The following is a 24868-nucleotide window of genomic DNA, read 5'->3' as shown; positions in this document are numbered from 1 at the left end:
GTCGAAGTCAGTATAGCAGCGATTTTCCTATCCGCCCAGCCCCAGCCGCGAGGCCATGCTGTAGCCGTTGGGCCCGGCATTGTACCGTTTGCGCAGTTCGATCAGATTCGGACCGAACGTCGCTTCCAGCGTGTCGCGGTGCGCCTGCATCAGCTCGTAGATATACAGGTCGTGCACGATAACCTCCGTGATCGGCATGACGAGTCCCGGATGCACGGTCCAGGCGGCGCGGCTGTCCGCGCCGAGCGACACGATGCCCGCGACGACTTCGCGGTCGTCCGCGCTGACGACGATCCAGCGTCCGCCGTATTCGCGCGTGATCTCTTCGCTCGAGTCATGCGGGTAGACGCTGGCGAAGTCGAAGTCCAGTTCGCCGTAGACGACGAGCAGCACGTCCAGCCCCCGCTGCGCGGCGCCGCGCAGTTCCTGCTCCAGCAGCTTCGCCTCCTCCGGCCAAATCTCCAGCAGCACCCGCGTTTCGGCGCGCCGGATCGTATCCGCCGCGCGCTCCAGAATGGCGTCCGCGCCGGTGATGTTCCAGATGTTTTCGCGGTTGGAAGAGACGAAGGAGTAATGCTCCAGCGCCGTTTCCGCGGCTTCGAACGACGATTCCGCCCGCCGCTTTTTCAACCGGATCAGTTCCTGCGGCGGCAGCGGCGTATACAGCGAAGGGTCTTCGTGACTGATCAGCACTTCGCCGCGCTCGACCAGTCCGCCCAGCACCTCGTAAATTTTGGAGCGAGGCACGCCCGAGCCGAGCGAGACGGCATAGCCCGACAGCGGCGACTTGTCCAGCAGCGCAAGATAAGCCTTGGCTTCGTATTCGGTAAAGTTCAAATCCTGAAGCATCTTGATAATCTCGGGTTTCATACGCAGGCCTCCCAGCGGTCTAGTTCCGTAACGACATTATCCCACATCCGGCTTGACACCGTACAGCGCCGATGCTATATCTGTATACTAGTGACTACAAAAGTAGCGACTATATAAATAGCAGAGTCGCGGGAAGACGGAGGTGCGAAATGGGCTTGATCGCCGGTGAGCGCAAGCAGAAGGAAGCAGCGGCCGAGGAAAGGAACGGCGGCGCGGAACGGAAGGGCGAAATTCCGAAGCCGAAAGCGGAAGCCGAACGGCCGGATGGGACGAAGCGGCGGGAAGAGGCTCCGGAGGAGCAACCCGGCGTGACGGTCGGAACGACTCCGCAGCTGGCAGGCGCCCTGGCCGCGGACAGCGGACACGGCGGCATAAACGCTGACGCAAGCGGCATTCAAGGGGGCAGACTTTCGCATACCCGCACGCTTTACCTGATTGCCGCGTTAATAGCGATTCTTCTGTGGAGCACTTCTTTTGTCGGCACGAAAATCGCGTATGCTTCGTTTCCTCCGCTGACGCTGGGCGCCGCGAGGTTCGCGATCGCCTCGGTCATTCTGGGGTTTATCATCGTCGTCCGCCGCGAATTCGCGCTTCCCGCTCCGAAAGATCTGGGTATGATGGCGCTGAGCGGCCTGCTCGGAACGACGATCTATTTCGCGCTGGAAAACATCGGGGTGCAGCTGACGACGGCGTCGAGCGCCGCTCTGATCGTCGCTTCGTACCCGGCGGTGACGGCGCTGTTGGAATTCTTTTTTTACCGAACGAAAATTTCGTGGATGCGGGGGATCGGAATCGCGATGGCCGTCTTCGGGGTGTATCGCATCTCGGGCGGAAGCGGCGCAGAAGGCGGGACGCACGAGCTGACCGGCAATCTGCTGCTGATCGCGGCGGGCTTCGTGTTCGCGGTCTACAACTTCGCCACGCGGAAAGTGGTCGGGCGTTATTCGATGGTTACGGTGTCGTTTTATCAGACGATTGCCGGCACGATCGCTTTTATCCCGCTTGCGCTGATCGAAAGAGACGTGTGGCGGGCGCCGACGGGCGAATCGCTGTGGATTCTGCTGTATCTCGGCGTGTTCTGCTCGGTCGCGGCCTTCATGCTGTACAACTACGGGCTGCGCGGGCTGACCGCCGGAACGGCGATGGCGCTGATGAACTTCGTGCCGATCTTCGGCGTGGCGCTGTCGATCATCCTGCTCGGCGAAACGCTTCGTCCGGGCGACTGGATCGGCGGGATCATCGTGATTCTGGGCGTGGTGCTGAGCGTAAGGGAGCGGCCGAAGAAAGCGAAAGGAATTTGAGAAGAGCCTATTCGATGTGAAAAGGAGCGTCCCCGCAAGGGGACGCTTCTTTCCTGTTTCGGCTCGGCGCCGGACAGATCCGCTCGTTCTTTCGTCGTTTTCAGGCGGCGGCCGCCAAGACAAAACATCCCAGCGAAGCCGTGCAGCAGATCGTTCGCACGTGATTCCATCTTGTCCAGACGACAGCGTAATGAGCCCAAAAGGCCTGCCCGGCGCTGCTGTCTGCCGGAAGCGCGGCCAGACGGCGGTTCAGCGGCACATTGAATGCGGCGGTAATGCCGAAACCTCCTGTCAGATAGAGCAGCGCGCCCGTCAGCATCCACGGCGAGCGGGATTCCCGTTCAAGCCCGAAGAACACGGCGACGCAGAGAGCGGACAGCACCGCGGTACCGAAGAACAGCAGCAGGAACGGACGGTTGAGGATCGAAGCGTTGATGCCCTGCATGGCGGCCATGCCCCGGTTATTCTCCATGCGGACAAAGGCGGTCATTGCCGAATTCGAGAAGACGAAGAACAATCCGGCCATAAGGCCCGTTCCCAAGGCGCAGACCAGCAGCAGAGCATCAAACCAGACGTTCTCGAAGCCCGCGTCCGTCGTCATGCCCGATCCCACGCGCCGGAAGCGGCAGCGCGGCGCACATAGTCGGAAAAATCCGTCGGATCGTGCCCGGTCGCTTCGCGGACGCCCGGCTGAGGCTCGGCATTGCGGCCGTCCAACACGCGGCCGAACAGGGCGTCCATGACGAACACGATGTCCTCGGGCACGTTCTGGCTGCGCAGCGTTTCCAGAAAAGCGGCATGCGGAATGCGGACATAATCGATGCGGCGTCCCGAAGCTTCGCCGATTTCTTCGGAGGCCCGGGCGAACGACAAGGAGCGCGGCCCGGTCAATTCGTACACCTTGCCGGCATGTCCTTCTTCCGTCAAAGCGGCGAAAGCGGCGTCCGCGATATCTTCGGCGTCGACGAAAGGCTCCGGCACGTCGTCGGCCGGCAGCAGGATCGAGCCTTCCAATACGCTGTGCAGCAGGAAGCTTTCGCTGAAGTTTTGAGCGAACCAGCTGGCGCGAAGGACGGTCGTGTCGCCTCCCGCCGCGAGGGCGGCAAGTTCGCAGCGCCGGGCTTCTTCTTCGCCGCGGCCCGACAGCAGCACCATCCGGCGAACGCCGCTTCGGACGGCCTTTTCGGCGAACGCGCCGATCGCTTCTTCCGCTTCCGGCACGAGCAGATCGGGATAATAAGTCATGTACACCTTCTCCACGCCGTCCAGCGCGGCCTGCCAAGTCTCGGGATGATTCCAATCGAACGGCGTCTGCCCCGAACGGGAGCCGATCCGCACCGGAACCCCCTTGTCGATCAAACGCCGGGCGACCCGACTTCCGGTTTTGCCGGTACCTCCGATGACCAATACGGGCGTGCCTGAGCTCATGTTCATTCTTTTTCCTCCTCTACATTTGTTTGTACATACAAATTATGAGATAAAAAGCGCCGTGCTTTTCATGCAGTAGGCGCTTTTGACTCTGAAATGCCGCCCGCCGCCCGTTCAGCTTCGGATGCAGGCGTCAGCTTTCGCGTTTTCCTTCCAGCTTGTCGCTCGCTTCGTACAGCTCCAGCGTGATCCGGTCGCCGTATTCGACGCCGAGGAGAGCGCCGTAGCGTTCGCGAAGCGAATCCCAGCATCGCTCAATTTGGGCTTCGAGCGATCTGCCTTTGTCGGTCGAATAAATGCGGGAAAGCCGGCCTTCCGTCTGATTGTAAATAAGCCCGCGTCCGATCATTTTCTCGATCAACCGGGTCACGGTAGACGGCTGAAGATGAAGCATCTCGCCCAGCCGTTTTTGGGTAATGCCTTCCTGCTCGTACACGGCCATCAGCAGAAAAGCTCCGTTGGGCGACAGTCCGCAGGAAGCGAACTCGTCTTCCGCCATTTTCGTCAGTACCCGTCCCAGGCGATTGGCGGTGAAGTAAAGGCATTCTTTCAAATAAGTATCCAGCAATATGTTCCCTCGCCATCTTCTTTTTTTCATTATTGTTTGTACATACAAATATAAAGCAATTCCAGAATAAGGCAAGGGTTATTTTGTTTTTCGCAAAATAAATAGGGTTCCCGGGACCCGAAACAAGATTAGGCTATTCGGTTTGCGGTCGAAAGATTCCTTATCGTATAATGTTCATTAAACGGAACACTGTTTCACTAAATGAAACTTAACTTTGGGAGGGACCGCAAAATGGACAGCAAACAGCGTTTTTCCGAGCGGGTAGAGGCTTACGTTAAATACCGCCCGGGTTATCCGGCGGAAGCGCTCGATTATCTGTATAACGAATCCGGCTTCGCGGAGGCGGAGAAAATCGCGGATATCGGAGCGGGAACCGGCATCTTTTCCGGGCTGCTGTTGGATCGGGGCAGCGAGGTGATCGCGGTAGAGCCGAACGGCGATATGCGAAGCGCGGCGGAAAAAGAATTAAGCGGCCGGCCGGGTTATCGGACGGTCGACGCCGCTGCCGAGCGGACCGGGCTGCCGGACGGCAGCGTGTGCGCGATCGTGTGCGCGCAGGCGTTTCATTGGTTCGACCGGGAGGAGGCGCGGGAGGAGTTCCAGCGGATTCTGAAGCCCGGCGGCCCGGTCGCGCTGATCTGGAACAACCGTCTGACCGAAGGCTCGCCGTTCCTCGAAGCGTACGAGCGGCTGCTGCAGGATTACGGAACGGATTATCATCAGGTGAACCATCGGAACACGTCGAATATCGAAACGGAAGAACTGGAACGCTTTTTCGGAGAAGGCCGGATGACGCTGGCGAAGTTCGTCAACCGTCAGGTATTCGACTTCGAAGGACTGAGCGGCCGCTTGAATTCTTCGTCGTACGCCCCCGCGCCCGGACACCCGAACTACGAGCCGATGATGGCCGAGCTGCGCCGGATCTTCGACGCCACGCAGCAGGACGGACACGTCTTTTTCGATTACGAGACGGAAGTGTATTGGGGAAGATTCTAGACCGCGCAGCTGGAAAAGGTTTCGAGGTTCCGATTCGGCCGGTATGCGTAGGTGCGCTTGGACACGAACAGGCGCGAATCAAGCAGAGTTCCGACGAATAAGTCCAAATATCCGCTTATTTGCCGGGAATATTGCATGTAGGAGAAAATAAGTCCGAATATCCCCTTATATAATGTGAGATAAGCCGATAACCCGTTTTTTTCGCAAAATAAGGGGATATCGGCTTTTATTTTTGATAAGGGGGTGCGGGATGAAGAATAAGGGGAGTATTGCGCTTATTTAAAGATAAAGCGGAGACGGCACGCCTCGTCAAACGCGTCCCGATCCCTGTTGCCTCCGATTCCCGCCCAGACTCATCAGCAGCACGACCGCGATGATGCAGGCCGTGCCGCCCCACTGCCAGAGCCCGAACGGCTCGTGCAGCCAGACTACCGTCGTCAGCACCGCCGCGAGCGGCTCCAGGCTGCCGAGCACGATCGTCTCCTGCGGCGGCAGGCCGCGCAGGCTCTCGATATAGAACCAGAATGCGAGCGTCGTGCCGAAGATCAGTACAAAAGCCAGATAGCCGTATCCTTCGGCATCAAGCGCGGGCCATGGGGAATTCCACGGCGGCCGAATCGCGGACAGCGCCAATCCGCCGACGGTCATCGCCCAGCCGACCACGACAAGCGAGTCGTATTTGCGCAGCAGAGGCACGGCCGCCAGCGTGTAGAAAGCGGCCGCGACCGCCGACAGCACGCCCCAGACGACTGCCGGCGCAGGAACGGACAGCGACGACAGCGAGCCGTTCGTCAGCAGCATGAAGCAGCCTGCCAGGGCAAGGGCTGCGGTCGTCATCTCCCGCGCAGTCGGTGCTTGGCGGCTTCGCAGCAGCACATACAGCAGGGCGACGAGCGGAGAGAGGTACTGAAGCAGCGTCGCGACCGCCGCGTTGCCGTAGCGGATGGACGTCAAGAAGGTATACTGGACGGCCAGCATGCCGGCGAGGCTGTAGATCAGCAGCATCGGGGCGGTACGGCGGTCCCTCCAGATTCCGAGAATCTGGCCGCGGTCCTTCAGCGCAAACTGCAGCAGAAGCAGCAGCGGACCGGCGACGAGCAGCCGGATATTCACCAGCCAGGCGGAATCGGCGCCGTAATGATGCATCAGCTTCTGCGAGACGGTTCCGCCGACGCCCCACAGGGTCGCGCCCGCGATGACGAAAAACAGTCCCGTTCGACGGCTGGATACGCCGCGCAAGCCCTCGGCTGCGGTCGCGGTTTTTCGGCCTGAGACCGCGTCCGTCGAAGCGTCCGACAGGGCTGCCCCCGCCGCTTCGCCGTATCTCTTTTTTCCGCCGTTCGTCTCTCCCGCTCGTTCTTTCATCGTCGTCTTCATCCTCCCTTTCGGCGTCCATTTCTTCGCGTTCCAACATCCGAAGCCGACGCCCATACGCCGCTGTCGCCTGTCGTTCTATCGTGATAGGATGATTTTAGTCGGAAAAAACGCCGAAAAATACGCAAATATTCGGTAAAACTATCGAGATATTGAGGTGAGCACATGCAGGTTCGGGAGTTTCCCATCGAAAGCGGCAGCCTGCGCGAGCTGACCGCGCACCGTACGGCGCTGCTGCCGGTCGCCTGCTACGAAACGCGCATCGACCGGCATATGCTCGGCCATATTCCGCTGCACTGGCATGACGAAGTTCAATGGGTACGGGTCGAACGCGGGGAAGGCGTGTTTCGGGTCAACGACGAAGAGCCGACGCTGAGAGCGGGAGAAGGATTGTTCATCAATGCGGGCTGCCTGCACGGAGCGGAAGACCGCGCCCGTTCGGGCTGCGTCTATCTGTCGCTCGATGCCGCGCCGGCCTTTCTGCTGCCGCCGGAGCTGCACAGTGCCTATCTGGCCCCGTACGTGGGCGCCGCCGGCCTGCCGTATCTGCGCTTCGCCGGCGATACGGAGGGGGGAAGAGGGATGTTGGAAGGGATCGGGGAGGCGGAGCGGCTGCTCCGGGAGCGGCCGCCTTTTTACGAACCGGAGATCGTCGCCCGGCTGGCGGAGCTGTGGCGCGGCGTGATTGCGGGCGGACCGCAGCCGAAGCCGAGCGGAGAGCGGCGGCTGAGCAGCGAACGGATGAAGAGCATGCTGAACTGGATTCACGTCCATTATACCGAGCCGGTGCGGCTGGCGGATATCGCGCGGGCGGGGAATTTGAGCCGGTCCGAGTGCTGCCGCTATTTCAACAAATTCTTGGGCGGAACGCCGCTCGGCTATGTGACGGACTACCGCATTCGGCGGGGGATGGAACTGCTGCGCGGAGACGCCAACGTCACGGAAACGGCCTATCGGGTCGGATTCGCCGGCGTCAGCCACTTTATCGAAAAGTTCAGAATGAAGACGGGCATGACGCCGCTGGCGTACAAAAAAAGGGAGGAAAGCTCGAACGGATCCCCGTCATCGACGTAAGCGGAGCGGCCCGGAAAGACTTCCTGCGGCCGCTGCGATATCCGCCGAACCATCCGCGCGGATGCCGGCCGGACACATTGATCCCCGGCACGGACGAATCCGACCGGGGACGGAGCGCGCTGCCTCATGCTTCGCGCTTATTCGGGTCCTTTTCCCAGCACCTCTTCCATCTTCTTGAGCTTGCGATAGACGACGGAGCGGTCTATTCCCAGACGCTTGGCGGCTTCCGCCGCATTGCCTCCGCACTCGGTCAGCATCTGCTTGATGAAGCGTCCTTCCGTAAGCGCGGTAAAGTCTTTGAGCGAGCCGGCGCGTTCCCGGTTGCGGCCGATAAAATGGTCGAGCGCAAAAGCGTCCGCCATGCCGTCTTCGTCGGATAAGGCGCCGGACGGGACGCTGCCGGTGATGACCAGCCGTTCGATGTAATTGCGCAGCTCCCGCGCGTTGCCGTGCCAGGGCTGATCCAAAATATGCCGAAACTCCTCCGCGCCCAGCATATAGCGCTTGCCGTAAGCGGCGTTAAAATGCGCGATGAAACTCGACGTCAGGCCGACCAGATCGGGCTTGCGGCTGCGCAGGGGCGGAATATGGATCGGAATGACGTTGATCCGGTAATACAGGTCTTCGCGGAACTGCCCCTGCTGCACCATGCTCCACAGATCGCGGTTGGTGGCGCAGATGACCCGGCAGCAGACCGGGATCGGCTCCGTGCCGCCGATGCGGCGCAGCTCGCTGCTTTCGAGCACGTGCAGCAGCTTGGCCTGCATATCGAGCGGCATCTCCGCGATCTCGTCGAGGAACAGCACGCCGCCGGCGGCCAGCTCGACCAATCCTTTTTTGCCGTCTTGGGCGTCCGGCGTCCGCGCCTCGCGCCCGAACAGCTCGTATTCGAACGAGTCGGCCGGAATGGCCGCGCAGTTGACGGGAATGAACGGACCGTTCCACTTGGCGCTTTTGCGGTGGATATACTTGGCGACGATCTCTTTGCCCGTGCCGGATTCGCCGAGAATCAGCACTTTGCTGTCGTAGGAGGCGATCTGGTTGCAGACCTGGATAATCTGCTTCATGGCCAGGCTCTCGGCGATGATGCCCGCGGCGCTGTCCGCGTCCGGGCGATGATGGCGCCGCGCTCTTGCGGCCGGCGGAGGGGCCGAGGCGGTCTGCTCGCGCATCGGCTCGCCGGGATAGCTGTTGGAACCGGTGACGACGAGCTGAACTTCGCCTTCCTGATTAAGGATCGGGGTGGCGGTGGACATGACGTTGAATCCTTGGACGGTACGGATGACCATCGAGACTTTCTTTTTCGTTCCGATCGCTTTCATGGTGACGGAATCGCTGTAGTAGCCGGCTTTGACGAGATCCTGGACGTTATATTTCAGCAGTTCCTCGAGCGGGATGCCGATCGTGAGCGCCGTGAATTCGTTGGAAATGAGAATATTGCCCCAGGCGTCGGTAACGAAAAGCGTGCCGGGCGATTGACCGTCGATCAAGCCGGCATATTCGTCGGCCCGGATATCCCCGCTTCGGTTCATAACGATCACCTCTCGGATTGGAATGGCAGGCGGCGGACGCCGCTTGCTAAGTCATACGTAACACAAAGCGCGTCGCCGGGTAAAGGGCAAAGTTCGCCTTTTGCCGTATGACGGCATAAAAAAGCCGGGAAGGCTTCCGAAAGAAGTCTTCCCGGCCGAAGCCGCTTTGCGAGCGGTACGAACTTAAGCTTGAACCGGCGTCTTCGCCGTAATGGTCAATCCGCCCAGACGCTGAAGCAGCAGCTGCGCTTCTTCGAACATGCCCGTGATCATCTCTTCGACGGAAGTCAGCTCGTTGCACAGACCGGCGATCTGTCCGGCCATGACCGAACCGCGGTCGGTATCGCCTTCGAATACCGCGCGGCGCAGGGAACCCAGACTGATCTTCTCCAGCTCTTCGCGCGAAGCATGCTCGTTCTCCAGCTTGAGGAACTCGGCGATCATGCTGTTCTTGATGCTGCGCACCGGACCGCCGATGCTGCGGCCGGTCACGGTCGTGCTCGTGTCGTCGGCGTCGAGCACCGCCTGCTTGAAGTTCTCGTGCGTCGGGCACTCGAACGTGGTCAGGAAGCGCGTGCCGACCTGCACGCCCTGCGCGCCGAGCGCGAATGCCGCCGCGATTCCCCGTCCGTCGGCCACGCCGCCTGCCGCGACGACCGGAATGGACACGGCGCTTACGACCTGCGGAACCAATGCCATCGTCGTCGTTTCGCCGACATGGCCGCCGGCTTCGGTACCTTCGGCCACGAGCGCGTCCACGCCGAGCGCTTCCATCTTTTTGGCGATCTTGACGGACGGAATGACCGCGATCACCTTGATGCCGTGTTCTTTAAGGGCTGCCATATACGGAGCCGGCGTACCGGCGCCCGTCGTGACGATCTTGACCTCTTCTTCGACGATCACCTGAATCAGTTCGGGAATGTTCGGCATCATAAGCATCAGATTGACGGCAAATGGCTTGTCGGTTGCGGCTTTGACTTTGCGGATTTCTTCGCGCAGCACGTCGGCGCTCATGCCGCCGGAGCCGACAATGCCGAGGCCGCCCGCGTTCGATACGGCGCTGACGAGCGGCTCGCGCGCGATCTGCGCCATGGCGCCCTGGAAGATCGGATATTGGATGCCCAGCAGTTCGGTAATAGTCATGATTGATTCCTCCGATTTTTAAAGTAAATTTTGAAGTAATAACGAAGCGTTCGGCGCCCGAAGCGGAGGCTCTTTCGTTTATCGAAAGGAATCTTCGAGCTTCGGACGCCTTGCTTCCTATACAGGAATGGGATGTGACTCTCGGAACGTGTATCGGTTGACGAGCGGATTAAGCGGCCGCGGTGAAGCGATCCGAAATCATGCCGCGCGGGTCGGCTCGATCGGCGCCGCCGCCTGTTTTTTCTCCATCGCCTGATAGACGAAAGTGAGCGCGAAGCCGATCAGGGCGATGACGAGCGCGATATAGAACGCGTTGGTGAAAGCGCCGTTGTTCGCGGCGGCGACCGAACCGGCGATGCGGGGACCGAAGAACGCGGCGCCCGAGTAGCCGATAAAGGTCACGCCGTAGTTGACGCCGTAATATTTCATGCCGAACTTCTCGCCGACGATCGAAGGGAAGATGCCCATCGTGCCGCCGAAGCAGAGACCGATGCCGATGATGGCGACCGCGAATCCCACCACCGAAGACGACAGAGCGATGGTCAGCATCATGGCCGCGATGACGATATAGATCGCCATCAGGCATTTGGTGCGTCCGATACGGTCGGATACCGCGCCCCAGACGATGCGGCCGAGGCAGTTGCTGAGCGAATACAGGCTGACGAACAGGGCAGCCGTAGCGGCGGTCAGGCCGAACATCGTTTGGCCGATGATCGAGGCGTTGGACGTTACCATCATGCCGGACAGCGCGCCGATCAGGAACAGGCAGGCGATGACGTAGAAGATCGGTTTGCGGATGATTTCGGTCCAGTTGTAATTGATTCCGCCCGGACGTCCGGCCGTAACCGGCGGTGTCCAGCCCTGCGGAACGTAGCCGACCGGAGCGGCTTTGACCAGCGTGCCGCAGCCGAGGATAATGACCAGGAACGCGGCGCCGAGCATCATCATGGCCGATTGCACGCCGGAGCCGGTGATCAGGGAGTTGGCGATCGGGGCGATCACGATCGTGCCGCCGCCGTAGCCGGCCGTAACGAGACCGGCTGCCAGGCCCCTTTTGTCCGGGAAGAGCTTGACGGTGTTGCCGATGGTGGCCGAGTACACGATGCCTTGGCCGATACCGGTAACGACGCCGTAAGTCAGGTACAGCATCCACGGCGCGCTGGCGAGACCCGACAGGATAAAGCCTACGCCGAACATGGCGCCGCCGAGGAAGATGGCGGTACGGGCGCCGCCTTTGTCGACGAGCTTGCCGCCGAGTATCATCGGAATCGGCGAGATGGCCGCGTTGATGGTGAAGGCCATCATGATTTGCGGCATGGTGGCGTCGAATACTTTGCTGAGCGGCATGGCGAACACGCTGAACGCGTAGATCGAGCCGACGCAGATATTGATCAGAACGGAAGCGATCAGGATGGTCCAGCGGTTAAGCTGCGGTTGTTGAACGGTTGGATTCATGGCTTGGTATCTCCTCGTTATGGGGAATTAGCCGACGGTAACCGGCTCTTGCGGCGCTTGCCGCGATTTGCGCTCTTCGATGATCGATTTCAGACGGCCCCACGACTCGCGGAACATATCCGGGTCCATCGGTTTGAGATCCGCCGCGATCGCGGGTTCGAATTCCATCTGACCCAGGATGTCGCGCTGAAGGTCGATGCCCGGCGCGATCTCGGTCAGCGTCATGACGCCTTCGCGAAGTTCGAATACGGCGCGTTCCGTGACGTAGATGACGGGCTGGCCGACTTTGGCGGCGTAGGAGCCGCTGAACGTTACCTGCTGCACGTCCTTCAGGAATTTCTTGGCTTTGCCTTCCTGCACGATCTGAAGCCTGCCGTCTTCGACCCGGACTTCCAATCCTCCGGCCGTGAACGTTCCGGCGAACACCAGCTTCTTGGCGGCCTGCGAGATGTTGATGAAGCCACCGCAGCCGGCGACCCGGGTGCCGAATTTGCTGACGTTGACGTTGCCGAACCGGTCCGTCTGCGCCAGGCCGAGCACCGACAGGTCGATGCCGCCGCCGTCGTAGAAGTCGAACTGCGAATCGTGATCGACGATCGCTTCGGAATTGTAGGCGTGGCCGAAATCTTTCAGTCCGGCCGGGACGCCGCCGACCGATCCGGCTTCCGTGGTCAGAATCAGCTGATCGCTTACGCCTTCTTCGGCGGCTACCGTGGAGACGTTGACCGGGATGCCGACGCCGAGGTTCAGAATCGTGTTCGGCTGAAGTTCGGCGGCGGAGCGCCGGGAGATCACTTTGCGCTCGTCAAGCGGAAGGGTCTCGATATCTTCGAGCGGTACCTTCACATGGCCGGAGAAGGCCGGGTTGTACTGGGTGTTCTCCGTTTGGAAATGGTTCTCCGGCTTGGCGATGACCAAGTGGTCGATCAGGATGCCCGGCACTTTGACGTCTTTCGGGCTCAGCGTGCCGTTCTTGGCGACCGTCTCGACCTGCGCGATGACGATGCCGCCGGAGTTGCGCACAGCTTGGGCGATCGGGAGCACTTCCATATGAAGCCCTTCCTTCTCCAGCGTCAGGTTGCCGTTCTCGTCGGCGACCGTGCCGCGGATCAGCGCGACTTGAATCGGGAACGTCTTATAGAAGAGCCATTCCTCGCCTTCCAGCTCGATCACCTTCACCAGGTCTTCTTTCGACGACGGCGACATCCGGCCGCCTTCGAGCCGCGGATCGACGAACGTCTCGAGGCCGACCTTGGTAATGACGCCCGGACGCTTGGCCGCGATCTCGCGGAACAGCTGCGTGATGACGCCCTGCGGCAGATTGTACGCTTCGCATTTGTCTTCCTCGATCAGCTTGGCCATGCCCGGCGAAGCGATGGCGATGCCTCCGATCCAGCGTTTGATCAATCCTTCGTGCCCGAGACGGCTCATGCCTTTCTCGCGGCGGTTGCCGACGGCGCTGGCGTGGATCACCGTCAGATTGCGCGGCGCCCCGCTGTCCAGGAAGCGCTGTTCGATCGCGATCCCCATTTCTTCCGCCCAGCAGGAGAGGCCGAAGCCGCTCGCCGCCACCGTATCTCCGTCCTTGATCAGCGCTGCCGCTTCCGCGGCCGTAATCACTTTAGACATGTGTACTCACTCCTCTATAAGAATGGATAAGCCATTGTTTCCGATAATGTGAATGTATTCACTTTATGCCGCGAGAGATAATGTGAAACCTTTCACTTGCAGAATAACGCCGGAGAAAAAGATCGTCAACGGCATTAGGGATGTCCCGGGAGCGCTCCGGAAAGTGTAGCAAAAAAGCGACGGAGATTAGCGGAGACAGGTGAAAAGTACGGTGATTTTCATTCGAACTCAATCTCATCCGTTCAGAAATCGGGGTTGGGAGGCTTGGAAGGTTGCTCGGATCGGGCGTAAAGGGACAAAGAAAAAGGAAGCGGGTCGTCGCAAAAAAGCGACATTTTTCGAGAGAAGAACGATCAGGGAGTGTGCGACCGTCCAAAAAGGGCGAGGACTGAGCAAGAACAAAGAGACGGCTGCGAACCGTCGCACGATTCAGCGGCCGGGAGAAACGACGCGGGACTCCATAAAAATGGCGGAATCGTGACATCTGCGAGATAGGCATTTTTGCAACAGACGCGGGAGCGCCAACAGCCGCATCCGCTCGCCGGAAAGCGAAGGATGCGGCCCGTTTTTTTACATGAAATCGAAAAAGTACCGTACAACGTGGAAAAATACCGGCGCGGTGTAAGTTAGGCTGTCGATCTGGCTTAAGTATCTTTTTTTCGGCGCGCCGCCTTTGTCTTCGTCCCCGTTCAGCAGATCGCGCTTCAGCACGGAGACGGTCAAGCTGCCGAAAAACGCCGCGAACGACAGCAGAACGCCGAACCAGAAAGCCGCGGGCATGCCGAACGGAGTGAGATAGGGAGCCAACGCCAGCGCCGCGCCGGTCGTGACGATCAGGGCGCCGACGAAGCCTTCCCAGGTCAGGTTGGGATTGGCTGTGGGGACCACTTTCTTTTTGCCGAGATAGAGCGAGATGACCGTATGGACCACATCGTGCAGCTGGGTCAGGACGACGAGGAACAGCACCAGTCCGCCGCCGTATTCCGGCGTCGCGAACTGGAAATAGGCCAAGTGGCTGAGACCGAACACCATGAGCATCAGCCCCCACTGGGTCGAGCTGACGCTGCGCAGGAAGCCGAACGTGCCTTTGCCCAGCAGGCGCGGAATCGGCAGCACCAGGAATACGTACAGCGGGATGAACACGATGAACATGCCGTACCAGCCGACGTAGATCCAGTAGAACTGCACGGGAATGGCGAGATACGCCCACAAGAACAGCCTGCGATCGGCTTTGCGGGTGCCGCGGATCATCGAGAAATATTCCTGCAGGGCGAAAAAGCAGAGAATCATCAGCGAAACCAGCGAGACGGCGGGCGTAAAGAGCGTCGCGAGGCAGAAAATGAAGAACATGCCCCACCAGGCTTTCATGCGGGTACCGATGGTCGAGTAATCTTTGTCCCGGTGGCGCCGGCTGACGAACGCGTACACCAGATTCGCGACGATCAGCACGGCCAGCGCGAGCAGCAGAACGACATAGGAGCTGAACAAATTATCACCAACTTAGGGTTGAAATAGCAGTCCGTGGAAGCTTACCTATGTTATCATAAAGGAATCATTCAAAAAGGCGCAATACGAATCTGACGCCGGGAAAAAGCGGATTCGGGCCGCTTGCGCCGCGCAGGAGGGAGATCCGCGATGACCGATCGACGGTCTGTATACATTCTGCTGACGAACACGGGCACGCTGTTTACGAGAATGATCCAGGTCTACACGCGGGCGCCCTACAACCATGCGTCGATCGCGTTCGACCGCGGGTTGACGGAGCTGTACAGCTTCGGCCGGAAAAATCCGTACAACCCGCTCGACGGAGGCTTCGTGCGCGAAGATATTCGCACGGGCACGTTCAGCCGCTATCCGAATACGACCTGCGTCATCTATGAGCTGCAGGTGAGCGAGCGCGAAGTGGAGAAGATGAGACGGGTGCTCAACGTCTTTATCCGCAGCCGGGAAAAGTACCTGTACAATCTGCTCGGCATTGTCGGCGTGGCCCTCAAAGAACCGGTAGAGTTCAGCAACTCGTACTTCTGCTCGCAGTTCGTGGCGGAAATTTTGCGGCGGTCCGGAATCAAAATCTGGGATAAGCTGCCCGCGCTGGTGACGCCGGACGATTTCCGGCGGAGCGAGCGGATGAAGCTGGTCTACGAAGGGCTGCTGAGCGCTTATGAACATTCGGCTGCCGCGGAAGAAGCCGCGGCGGGCGTCAAGCCGGAATAAGCGCGAAGGCGAAGCGGGCATGCGGCGCAGGGCACAGAGGGCAAGACTTGAAAAAAGGAGAGAGTGCGTTGAAAATCGGAAGAAACGACCCGTGCTTCTGCGGTTCGGGCAAAAAGTACAAGAAATGCTGCATCGACAAAGATCCGAAATTCGTCGACTCCGCGAAATTCGCCGAGCTCCGGAAAGCCGATCCGGCCTTCTCGCCGCGGAGCCACTATACGGGCCGAATCGCCGAACTGAACGGCCGGCTGCAGGAAGAGGGGCGCTCCGAGGCGCTGGACGCCGGGCTGATGGCTCTCGCGGGCGACCTGCTGGAAGATCTGGAGAGCGGGCGGCTGCACGCGGTCACACCGTACGGCGAAGGCTTCCGTCCGACGGAACGACGCCTGCTCGAGGCGCTGGCGAACCGCGTCTGGAGCGGACTGGTTTTGGGCGGATTCGAGGAGCAGGACGTGCTGCGTCCGCTGCTGGCGTTCTCTGCGGAAGCGCTGAAGCAGGGACTGGGCGAAGAGGCGAAGATTGCCGGAGCCGTATTGGTTACGGACGAAGCCGGCGGACTGACGGACTGGACGCTTACGCCGCTCGAAGGAGCGGGAGAGCCGGAGGGGTTCGAGCTGGACGTGGAAACGCGCGGGCAGCAGTGACGGACCGGAACCTTGTCTCCGTCTATACGGGCGTATGCCAAAAGAGGACTTCCCACGTAGGCGGGAAGTCCTCTTTTTTGGCCGTTCGGAACAAAGCGAGGCGAAGATGCGCATGAAATCACGCTTAACTGCCGCTCTCGATCGACCGAATCAGCCCTTTCATTTCGTCGATCTCGCGAAGTTGGGCCTCGATGATGCGGTTGGCCAAGTCCTGAACGCGCGGATCGGAGAGGTGAGCGCGCTCGCTGGTCAGCACGGCGATAGAATGGTGCGGGATCATCGCCTTCATCCAGGCGACGTCGTCGACCGTAGCCTGGCTGCGTACGAGCCATAGCGACACGCCGAATACGGCGGCGCTGCAAACCAAGATGAGAGCATTGACTTTGCGGTTGGCATACATCTTCCACATGAACCCCATCATGATGAATGCCATGGCGGCACCCATCATAACGGCCATGTAAGCGCGCGTTTCGCTGAAGAAGATATGGTTCAACTGGAAGATGTTAAAATACATCAGCGCAAACATAACCAGCGTAGAGACGAGAATCATGAGTCCGAACTTGGCATAACTTTGTTTGTGCATAGTCACGGCTCCTTTGCGTTAAACTTTTGCATAACATTCGTTTTACCCAAAGAAGAGCGTGTGATGCACGGTTGAACCGAAATTTTTATGAAGCTTAAGGCGAGTAGCCTGGAATCAAGCCGGAAAATGCACGCCGAACGTCGTTTTCTCGCCGGGCGTGCTCTTGACCGAGATCCGTCCCTTATGCCGCTCGACGATCGACTTGGCGATCGCCAGCCCCAGGCCGTGCCCGCCCTGCGAGCGGGTCCGCGACTGGTCGGTGCGGTAGAAGCGGTCGAACACGCGGGGCAGGTGCTCGGCGGGAATGCCTTCGCCGGTGTTGGTCACGGCGATTACGATCTCGCCGTGCTCGCGCTTCAGCGTAACGTCGATCGTCCCGCGCGGATCGGCGTATTTGATCGCGTTGTCGAGCAGGATCATCGTCACTTGGACGATCTGCTCGCGGCTGCCGACGATGCTTAAATCCGGTTCGATGTCGTAATTCAGCGACAAATCTTTCTCGAAGATGACGGCTTCCATCGTCAGCATGACATTTTCGACCGCGTCGCTGAGATCGAATCGGGACTGGATCAAGTGCGAGCGCGAGTCGTCCATCTCGGTCAGATACAGCAGGTCGCCGGTCAGCTTCGCCATGCGCTCGGTCTCCGACTTGATGTAGCGCAGCCATTTCTCCTGGCTGCGGACCGTCTCGCCGCCGTTCGCGAGCAGCGCGTCGGCGTTCGTGTTGATGACCGCCAGCGGCGTCTTCAGCTCGTGAGAAGCGTCCGCGATAAACTGCTTCTGCTTCTCGAACGCTTCGCGTACCGGCCGGATCGACCGATTGGCGAAGAACCGGCTGAAGAAGAACAGCACGACCAGCATGCCGAGTCCTACGGCGGCGAAGGTATAGATCAGCGTCGTCAAAATCTGCTGGCGCGCCGTCGTGTCGATGAAGACGTACATCGTACCGTCTCCCGTCCGCATCCGGTTGAACGTCCAGCGGCTGTCGCCCAGCGTGAAGCCGCCCCGGTCGCGGTCGATCCGCGCCGCCTGCTCCAGCGCCTCGGCATAGAAATCGTCGGTCATCGCAAACCGCGACTCCGATTCCGTCAGAGCGCCGGCCGAGTCGGTCCGCAGCATGAACGAGATGGAACGTTCGGGCGGCGTGCCGCCGCCGAATCCGCCGCCGGTCGGCGGCCCGTCCTTATCGCCGCCGAATCCGTCTCCTCCGGAGTTCCCGGAAGACGGCAGGCTGCCTCCTGTTAACGAACCGGCCGCCGCCGAATCGTTCAAGCCGTTTCCGCCCCGAGGATTGAAGCCGTTCGCGCCGGTGCGATACCTATCGGTCGTCCGCTCCAGATCCATGCCGATCTCGCCCTGTACCTGCCGGTACGTGATCGTGTAGATGGTCGCGAAGGCGACCAGCATGATCATGACGATCGTGACCAGATTGACGATCAGGAAGCGGTCGCGCAGCTTTTTGAACAGCGGATTGGATAGATCGTGTTTACGGCCGGTGCCGAGGTCTCGCTCCATTATCCTTTGCCCTCCTCCAGCACGTAGCCGACACCGCGGATCGTCGCGATGCGCGTGTCCGAGGCGAGGAAGTTCAGCTTTTTGCGCAAAAAGGAAACGTACACTTCCACGTTGTTATGTTCCGCTTCCGAGTCGAATCCCCACAGCTTTTCGATGATTTGCTCCTTCGACGTCACCGCCTGCTTGCGAAGGATCAGCAGCTCCAGCAGTTCGCTCTCCTTCGGATTCAGCTTGATTTCCTTGCCCCGCACCGTCAGCTTCGGATTCGAAGCGTTCAGCTCCAGGTCGCCGAATTTCAGCGCGTCTTCGGGCATCACTTCGCCTTTGCGCCGCATCGCCGCCCGGATTCTCGCCATCAATTCGTCCGAGGAAAAAGGCTTCGCCACGTAATCGTCCGCCCCGTGATCCAGCCCCGCGATTTTGTCGGGGATCTCGCCTTTCGCCGTCAGCAGAATGACCGGAACGGCCATGCCTTCGGCCCGCACCTTTTTGAGGATGCTGATTCCGTCCCGCCCCGGCAGCATGATGTCGAGCAGCAGCAGATCGTAAATGCCGCTGAGCGCGTAATCCAGCCCGTCCTCGCCGTCATGCACGACATCGACGGAATAGTTGTTCTTTTTCAAAATTTGGGACAAGGCTTCCGCCAGATGTTCTTCGTCTTCCACGATCAAAATTCTCATATCTCGTCACCCTTTGTTTGAGTTTCGCCTGCATGTACGCTTTCGTTTATCGACTGTCTTCATTATATCGGGCGACCCTTTAATGAACCTTAAGGTATTCGGGTTCTGAAAAGAATCGTGTCGCAAAGAGAACCGGCCTGTCGGTTCTCTTTTTCTATGGGTGGCTGATCTCATTTTACAAACTTCGCAATCTTTAAGATTCGCTAAAGGTTGCCGGCCTAAGATACGGACATGGCAACTGAACACCGATAATCACACAGCGAAAGGAACGATGAATCATGGCGATCGAAGTCTTCAACCGGTACGAGAGCAAATACCTGATGGATCATGCGGCCTACGAGCGAATCTACGGCGCGCTGCTGGAATATATGGAGAAAGACGAATACAACAAAAACGAGTTCTACTGCATCAGCAACCTGTATTTCGACACTCCGCACGATTCCCTGATCCGGCAGAGCCTCGCGAAACCCAAATACAAAGAAAAACTTCGCCTCCGCGCCTACGGCGTGCCGAACGAAGACGCGAAAGTGTACCTGGAGATCAAAAAGAAAGTGTTCGGCCTGGTCAACAAACGCCGCACGGCGCTCAAGCTGAGCGAAGCTTACGAATTCGTCCGCACCGGACGGCCGCCGAAGCTTCAGCCCTACATGAACGCTCAGGTGCTGAGCGAGATCGAATATTTCCTCCGTCTGTACGACCTGGAGCCGAAAGTGTATCTGTCCTACGACCGCAAAGCGCTGTTCGACAAGACGAGCCGCGACCTGCGCATCACGTTCGACACGAATATCCGCTGCCGCCGCTATGACGTGAATTTGGAATGCGGCGATTACGGCGAGCAGCTGATGGAACCGAGGCAATGGCTGATGGAAGTGAAAGCGGAGAAGACGGTGCCGGCCTGGCTGTCCAAGATGCTGTCGGAGCACGGCCTGTACCGCACGAGCTTCTCGAAATACGGCAACGAATACAAGAAGCTGGTCAAGAGCCGCCGAGCGCTGACCGAGCTGCAAACGAATCCAAACCTGACTCTTAACCCGAATCCTCAAGTCGGCGCGCTCCGCGATCTGCCGAACTTCGAACAAGCCAACGAAAAGGAGATTGTGCAATATGCTTGATTCCATCCTCAACAGTACGACCACAAGTACGACAGACTTGACTCTGACGAATGCTCTGGTCACGATCTGCCTGGCGATTCTGCTGGGTGCTATTATCAGCCTGACTTATATGAAAACGAACAAGACCACCTATACGCAGGGCTTTACATTAACGCTGGTTATCCTCCCGATCGTCGTCGCCGTCATCATCTTGATGATCGGCAGCAACGTGGCCCGCGCCTTCAGCCTGGCCGGCGCGTTCTCGATCATCCGTTTCCGCAGCGCGGCGGGCGATCCGAAAGACATCACGTACGTCCTGTTCACGATGGCGGCCGGTCTGGCCTGCGGCGTCGGATCGCTCGGCTACGCGGTACTCTTCACCGTCATTCTCTGCGCCGTCATGTTCGCGCTCAGCGTCTTCAAGTTCGGCGTGAAGAAATCCCAGCAGAAGACGCTCAAAGTCACCATTCCGGAAAACCTCGGTTACGAAGAAGCTTTTGAAGAAGTGTTCCGCAAATTCGGCGTGCAGCACGAGCTGAAGAAGATCCGCACCACCGAACTCGGCAGTCTGTACGAACTCGTCTACTCCGTCACCATGGACCGGCAGGTCAATCAGAAAGCGTTTCTCGATTCGATCCGTACCCGCAACGGCAATCTCGACCTGTCGCTGACGATGGCTCCTCCGGTAACGGCGGAATACTGAGCATCGGGCGGTCGGCTGCTCGGCCGAAACTTTGCTCTCGAACGCGGTTTCGGAACAACCGGGACGGTTTATAGAAATGAATGTAAAGGCGTCCGTCTTTCCTGAAATTCCAAGGGAGAGGCGGGCGTCTTTTTCATGGATTTATTTTTATTGCAAATGCAACAAAAATTCGATATATTGCGGAATATATGGCGAAGCTCGATCCGGAGCCGCCGATTGCCGGAGGTGAGGGGAATGACGGACATTTTGCGCGAGATCGGCATGATCGCCCGGTCTCTGGATTCCATCAGCAACATCGAATTCAAGGAATACGACCTGACCAAGGGACAGTATCTGTACCTGGTCCGCGTCTGCGAACATCCCGGCATCATTCAGGAGAAGCTGGCCGAGATGATCAAAGTGGATCGCACCACCGCGGCGCGGGCGATCCAGAAGCTGGAGACGAACGGGTTCGTGGAGAAGCGAGGCGACGAGCGCAACCGCAAAATCAAGAAATTGTTTCCGACGAAAAAGGGAGAGGACGTCTATCCGGTCATCAAGCGGGAAAACGTCCATTCGGACGGCGTCGCGCTGGCGGGGCTGTCGGCGGACGAAGCGGAAACGGCGGCCCGGCTGCTGCGGAAGATTCGCGCCAATGTGGAAGCGGACTGGGACTTCGTGAAAAAAGGCGGCAAAAGGGAATATTGAACAGAAGCGAAAGGCGGAGGCACACATGACCACGGAACTTCGAAAATGCGGCGTATCGGATCTGCCGGCGCTGCGCCAAATCGGCATCGAGACCTTCAGCGAGACGTTCGGGGCGCAGAACAAGCCGGAAAACATGCGGGCGTATTTGGAAAAAGCGTTTCACGAGCAGCAGTTGGAAAAAGAGCTGTCGACGGAAGGTTCGGCGTTCTTTTTCCTGTCGGTCGAAGGGGAGCTGGCCGGATTCTTGAAAGTGAACGTCGGCGTCGCGCAGTCCGAGCCGATGGGCGACGACGCGCTCGAGGTCGAGCGTATTTACGTCCGGTCGGCTTTTCAGAAAAAAGGCCTGGGGAAGGCGCTGATCGACCAAGCGTTCCGGCTCGCCGAAGAGCAGGGCAAAACGAAAGTCTGGCTGGGCGTATGGGAGAAGAACGGCGGCGCCGTCGCTTTTTACGAAAAAATGGGCTTCGAACGGATCGGCGCGCATTCTTTCTTGATGGGGGACGAAGAACAGACCGACTGGATTATGACGAAAATGCTGGATAAGAGCCTGTAAACCGGAGACTTCGAACGCCCCTGCGGCGACTTGAAGGAAATCCGCCGATCCGCGCCGAGCTTGACCGCAGCGGCGACGGGAAAAGCCCGCCCCTTTTCGGGAGCGGGCTTTTGGCGTGGAGAAATTTCGATTCTCGATCCGACTTTAAGATTCGCTAAAGCTTCCTCACCTAAGATAAGGGCAAGGCAAACGACAACCCATACGACAGTCAACCTCGGCAGCATCTCATATTCGACTAAGAAGGGAACGATGATAGATGAGAAAAACAACGAAGATCGAGAAAACGAAAAAGTTCCGGGCGAAAAAACAGACGAACCTCGTCATTTTCTTGGGCGCGATGCTGACGCTGTCCGCATGCGGCTCGGCGGCGGACACGGCCGAAACTGCGGCGGCAAACGCTGCAGCAAAGGCCGCGACTGCGGCTCAGGCGAGTTCTTCTTCCGCAGCCGCAGCGACCGCCTCGGCAAGCCTGAGCGGATTGAAGGCGGCAGACCTGGTCTCGCTCGGCGACGAGAATTACGCGGCGGATTGGGACGAATCCGACGCCGTGACCATCAAACTGGCCGGGGCGAGCGCTTCCGTGGACGGAGCCGGCGCCGAAGCGGCGAACGGATCGGTGACCATTACGGCGGCCGGCACTTACGTACTCAGCGGGTCGCTCTCCGACGGACAGATCGTCGTCGATACGGCCGACGCGGAATCCGTTCATATCGTTCTGAACGGCGCGGATCTGACGGACGGCGACGGCGCTCCGATCTATGTGAAAGCCGCCGAAAAAGTCATCCTGACGCTCGCGGAAGGCACCGTCAACTCGGTAACCGACGGCGTGACCTATACGCTGAACGAAGACGAAGAGCCGAGCGCGGCGATTTTCAGCAAAGCGGATCTCACGGTCAACGGCACCGGCAGCCTCACCGTGACGGCGAACTATAAGGACGGCATCGCGAGCAAGGATGCCCTGAATATCGTAAGCGGCACGATCGACATCAAGGCGGCGGACGACGGCATCGTCGGCAAAGACCGGGTATACGTCGAAGACGGCACGGTCACGATCGACGCGGCCGGCGACGGCATCAAATCGACCAACGATAAGGATGCGGAAAAAGGCTTCGTGGCGATCAAGGGCGGCACGTTCGAGATCAAGGCGGGCAATGACGGCATCCAGGGCGAAACGAACGTCGTCGTGGACGGCGGCGATTTCAATATCGCGACCGGCGGCGGACATGCGAACGGACCGGAGCATACCGAAGCAATGGGCGGAGGCTTCGGAGGAGGAGGAAACTTCGGCGGCCAGCGGCCGAGCGGAGGGATGCGCGGTCCGGGCGGAACCGGCGATCCGGGTACGGGCCAAGGCCCTGCCGTGGACGGCAGCGGAGCCGCTTCCGGCACGGCGACGAGCACGGACGGCACGACGGACGGACCGCCCGCGCTGCCTGACGGCGAGCGGCCGACGGACGGCGGAACGCCTCCGGCCATGCCGGACCGGGTCTCGACAGGGAGCGATTCGAACGCGGCGGCCGATGCCGATTCGGCAGCGAGCAGCAAGGCAGCCGCTGACGCTTCGACCGGCGAATCGGACAGCATGAAAGGCATCAAGGCGGGGACCGTTCTGACGATCAACGGCGGAACCTTCGCGATCGACTCGGCGGATGATGCGCTGCACAGCAACGGCTCGACCGAAGTCACGGGAGGCGACCTGCAGATCTCGACCGGCGACGACGCGCTGCACGGCGAGACGGCGCTGACGATTACGGACGGCACGATTGACGTGAAGACCAGCTACGAAGGTCTGGAAGCCGAAAATATCACGATCGACGGCGGCGATATTCGCGTCGCAGCGAGCGACGACGGCGTCAACGCGTCGGAGGCTTCGACGGCGAGTGCGGACACGGCGGCTTCTGACGAAAACGCGGATACGACGGTTGGCGCGGCTTCTGCCTCCGTTTCCTCGGCGAAGGCCGTAACGGCTTCCGCTTCGGCCGATACGAGCGCAAGCGTGACGACCGCAAGCGCAGCCTCGACCGCGGCAAACGGCGATACGTCGACCGATACCGCTCGCGGCATGGGCGGAGGAGGCTTCGGCGGCGGCATGGGCGCCGGCAGCGCGCGGCTGACGATCAACGGCGGCACACTGGTCGTCAACGCCGAAGGCGACGGTCTCGACGCCAACGGTTCGATCGCGATGACGGGCGGAACCGTGACGGTGTACGGCCCGACGAACGACGGAAACGGATCGCTCGACTACGACGGAACTTTTGTAATCAGCGGCGGCACCCTGCTCGCGGCCGGCAGCGCGGGCATGGCCCAGGCGCCGAGCGATACTTCTTCGCAGCTGTCGGTCGCGATGACCTTCGCCGATACGCAGGCGGCCGGCACGCAGGTCGACGTGAAAGACGCCGAAGGCCGTACGGTCGCGACGGTCGCGCCTTCCAAGGAATTCCGCGCGGTAATCGTCAGCTCGGCCGAGTTGAAAGACGGCGGCACATATACCGTATCGGCCGGCGGCAGCGACGTCGTGACCTTCACGATCTCGGGCAGCGTGACGACCTGGGTGAACGAGTCGGGCGTGACGACGGGCAATACGGGCGGCATGGGCGGAGGCAGACGGTAAGACAGGCCCAAGCGTGCGTATCGAATGAAACGACGGAAAGCGAAACGAAGTGCCCGAGCGGCGCTTTGTTTCGCTTTTCTGCTTCGCTGGAACCAGTTGGACCGGCAGGACGCCGGGCATCGAAGCGTCGAGCTTGAATTTGGGACTTGAGGCGGGCGGGGAAAGGGGACTTCGAGAATTTGAACGAAGGACGGATACGTGATATATTTTTAAAAAT

The 24868-nt window shown here is 59.7% G+C and carries 23 protein-coding genes; 10 read left to right on the top strand and 13 right to left on the bottom strand.

What is annotated here, in order from left to right; translation table 11 throughout:
- Positions 1-27 precede the first annotated feature (27 nt).
- The gene (locus tag GYN08_RS14130; RefSeq protein ID WP_166275253.1) at positions 28-870 is read right to left on the bottom strand and encodes a TrmB family transcriptional regulator; all 843 of its coding nucleotides are present in this window, start codon (positions 868-870) and stop codon (positions 28-30) included.
- 149 nt (positions 871-1019) lie between these two features.
- On the opposite strand from GYN08_RS14130, the gene GYN08_RS14125 reads away from it, so the two are divergent.
- Entirely contained in the window at positions 1020-2171 is a 1152-nt protein-coding gene (locus tag GYN08_RS14125) for a DMT family transporter (RefSeq protein ID WP_235946252.1), read from the top strand.
- A 100-nt stretch (positions 2172-2271) separates the two neighbouring features.
- Here the strand turns inward: GYN08_RS14125 and GYN08_RS14120 are convergent, their stop codons facing one another.
- From GYN08_RS14120 to GYN08_RS14110, 3 genes are all read right to left on the bottom strand, one after another.
- Positions 2272-2772, bottom strand: a complete 501-nt coding sequence (locus GYN08_RS14120; RefSeq protein ID WP_166275251.1) for an anthrone oxygenase family protein — start codon at positions 2770-2772, stop codon at positions 2272-2274.
- On the bottom strand, positions 2769-3605 hold the full coding sequence (locus GYN08_RS14115; RefSeq protein ID WP_206023748.1) for a Rossmann-fold NAD(P)-binding domain-containing protein: 837 nt from the start codon (positions 3603-3605) through the stop codon (positions 2769-2771). Before GYN08_RS14115 ends, GYN08_RS14120 begins: the two co-directional genes overlap by 4 nt.
- 127 nt (positions 3606-3732) lie before the next feature.
- Positions 3733-4167 (bottom strand): MarR family winged helix-turn-helix transcriptional regulator, encoded by a 435-nt coding sequence (locus GYN08_RS14110; protein WP_166275249.1) that lies wholly within the window; start codon positions 4165-4167, stop codon positions 3733-3735.
- Positions 4168-4398: 231 nt separating this feature from the next.
- On the opposite strand from GYN08_RS14110, the gene GYN08_RS14105 reads away from it, so the two are divergent.
- Complete coding sequence (locus GYN08_RS14105) at positions 4399-5163, top strand: class I SAM-dependent methyltransferase (RefSeq protein WP_166275247.1); 765 nt, start codon at positions 4399-4401, stop codon at positions 5161-5163.
- Positions 5164-5472: 309 nt separating this feature from the next.
- Here GYN08_RS14105 and GYN08_RS14100 read toward each other — a convergent pair whose 3' ends face one another.
- Positions 5473-6528, bottom strand: a complete 1056-nt coding sequence (locus tag GYN08_RS14100; protein ID WP_166275245.1) for a DMT family transporter — start codon at positions 6526-6528, stop codon at positions 5473-5475.
- Positions 6529-6702: 174 nt separating this feature from the next.
- Here GYN08_RS14100 and GYN08_RS14095 point away from each other — a divergent pair, with 174 nt between their 5' ends.
- Positions 6703-7611: an AraC family transcriptional regulator gene (locus GYN08_RS14095; RefSeq protein WP_166275243.1), complete on the top strand. Its 909-nt coding sequence runs from the start codon at positions 6703-6705 to the stop codon at positions 7609-7611.
- Positions 7612-7748: 137 nt separating this feature from the next.
- Here the strand turns inward: GYN08_RS14095 and GYN08_RS14090 are convergent, their stop codons facing one another.
- The 5 genes from GYN08_RS14090 to GYN08_RS14070 all read right to left on the bottom strand — a co-directional run bounded on the left by GYN08_RS14090 (position 7749) and on the right by GYN08_RS14070 (position 14858).
- Positions 7749-9143, bottom strand: coding sequence for a sigma-54 interaction domain-containing protein (locus GYN08_RS14090; RefSeq protein ID WP_166275241.1), 1395 nt, complete (start codon positions 9141-9143; stop codon positions 7749-7751).
- A 183-nt stretch (positions 9144-9326) separates the two neighbouring features.
- Complete coding sequence (locus GYN08_RS14085) at positions 9327-10286, bottom strand: DUF561 domain-containing protein (protein ID WP_166275239.1); 960 nt, start codon at positions 10284-10286, stop codon at positions 9327-9329.
- 198 nt (positions 10287-10484) lie between these two features.
- Complete coding sequence (locus GYN08_RS14080) at positions 10485-11741, bottom strand: L-lactate MFS transporter (RefSeq protein WP_166275237.1); 1257 nt, start codon at positions 11739-11741, stop codon at positions 10485-10487.
- A gap of 27 nt (positions 11742-11768) precedes the next feature.
- On the bottom strand, positions 11769-13370 hold the full coding sequence (locus GYN08_RS14075; protein ID WP_166275235.1) for an acyl CoA:acetate/3-ketoacid CoA transferase: 1602 nt from the start codon (positions 13368-13370) through the stop codon (positions 11769-11771).
- Between the two features lie 570 nt (positions 13371-13940).
- Positions 13941-14858, bottom strand: a complete 918-nt coding sequence (locus GYN08_RS14070) for a phosphatidate cytidylyltransferase (RefSeq protein WP_166275233.1) — start codon at positions 14856-14858, stop codon at positions 13941-13943.
- A gap of 147 nt (positions 14859-15005) precedes the next feature.
- Between GYN08_RS14070 and GYN08_RS14065 the strand changes: the two genes are divergently transcribed.
- Together GYN08_RS14065 and GYN08_RS23740 are read left to right on the top strand one after the other, a co-directional pair.
- Complete coding sequence (locus GYN08_RS14065) at positions 15006-15584, top strand: C40 family peptidase (RefSeq protein WP_166275231.1); 579 nt, start codon at positions 15006-15008, stop codon at positions 15582-15584.
- A 68-nt stretch (positions 15585-15652) separates the two neighbouring features.
- Complete coding sequence (locus tag GYN08_RS23740; RefSeq protein WP_235946248.1) at positions 15653-16228, top strand: SEC-C metal-binding domain-containing protein; 576 nt, start codon at positions 15653-15655, stop codon at positions 16226-16228.
- Positions 16229-16352: 124 nt separating this feature from the next.
- Here GYN08_RS23740 and GYN08_RS14055 read toward each other — a convergent pair whose 3' ends face one another.
- From GYN08_RS14055 to GYN08_RS14045, 3 genes are all read right to left on the bottom strand, one after another.
- Positions 16353-16811 carry a DUF305 domain-containing protein gene (locus GYN08_RS14055; RefSeq protein WP_166275229.1) on the bottom strand — a complete coding sequence of 153 codons (459 nt, stop codon included), beginning with the start codon at positions 16809-16811 and terminating at the stop codon, positions 16353-16355.
- 114 nt (positions 16812-16925) lie between these two features.
- Positions 16926-18326, bottom strand: a complete 1401-nt coding sequence (locus tag GYN08_RS14050) for a sensor histidine kinase (protein ID WP_235946247.1) — start codon at positions 18324-18326, stop codon at positions 16926-16928.
- Positions 18326-19006 (bottom strand): response regulator transcription factor, encoded by a 681-nt coding sequence (locus GYN08_RS14045; protein ID WP_166275227.1) that lies wholly within the window; start codon positions 19004-19006, stop codon positions 18326-18328. Before GYN08_RS14045 ends, GYN08_RS14050 begins: the two co-directional genes overlap by 1 nt.
- A gap of 278 nt (positions 19007-19284) precedes the next feature.
- Here GYN08_RS14045 and GYN08_RS14040 point away from each other — a divergent pair, with 278 nt between their 5' ends.
- The 5 genes from GYN08_RS14040 (at position 19285) to GYN08_RS14020 (ending at position 24651) form a co-directional block, all read left to right on the top strand.
- Complete coding sequence (locus GYN08_RS14040; protein WP_235946246.1) at positions 19285-20118, top strand: polyphosphate polymerase domain-containing protein; 834 nt, start codon at positions 19285-19287, stop codon at positions 20116-20118.
- The gene (locus GYN08_RS14035) at positions 20111-20800 is read left to right on the top strand and encodes a DUF4956 domain-containing protein (RefSeq protein WP_166275225.1); all 690 of its coding nucleotides are present in this window, start codon (positions 20111-20113) and stop codon (positions 20798-20800) included. Before GYN08_RS14040 ends, GYN08_RS14035 begins: the two co-directional genes overlap by 8 nt.
- 234 nt (positions 20801-21034) lie before the next feature.
- Positions 21035-21487 carry a MarR family winged helix-turn-helix transcriptional regulator gene (locus GYN08_RS14030; RefSeq protein WP_166275223.1) on the top strand — a complete coding sequence of 151 codons (453 nt, stop codon included), beginning with the start codon at positions 21035-21037 and terminating at the stop codon, positions 21485-21487.
- A gap of 25 nt (positions 21488-21512) precedes the next feature.
- Positions 21513-22040 (top strand): GNAT family N-acetyltransferase, encoded by a 528-nt coding sequence (locus GYN08_RS14025; protein ID WP_166275221.1) that lies wholly within the window; start codon positions 21513-21515, stop codon positions 22038-22040.
- 256 nt (positions 22041-22296) lie between these two features.
- Entirely contained in the window at positions 22297-24651 is a 2355-nt protein-coding gene (locus tag GYN08_RS14020; protein WP_166275219.1) for a carbohydrate-binding domain-containing protein, read from the top strand.
- Positions 24652-24868 lie beyond the last annotated feature (217 nt).

It is taken from the genome of Saccharibacillus alkalitolerans (genome assembly GCF_011090185.1).
Taxonomy (GTDB): Bacteria; Bacillota; Bacilli; order Paenibacillales; family Paenibacillaceae; genus Saccharibacillus; species Saccharibacillus alkalitolerans.
Note: the sequence above shows the minus strand (reverse complement) of the source record. Positions and strands in the feature narration are given on the sequence as shown.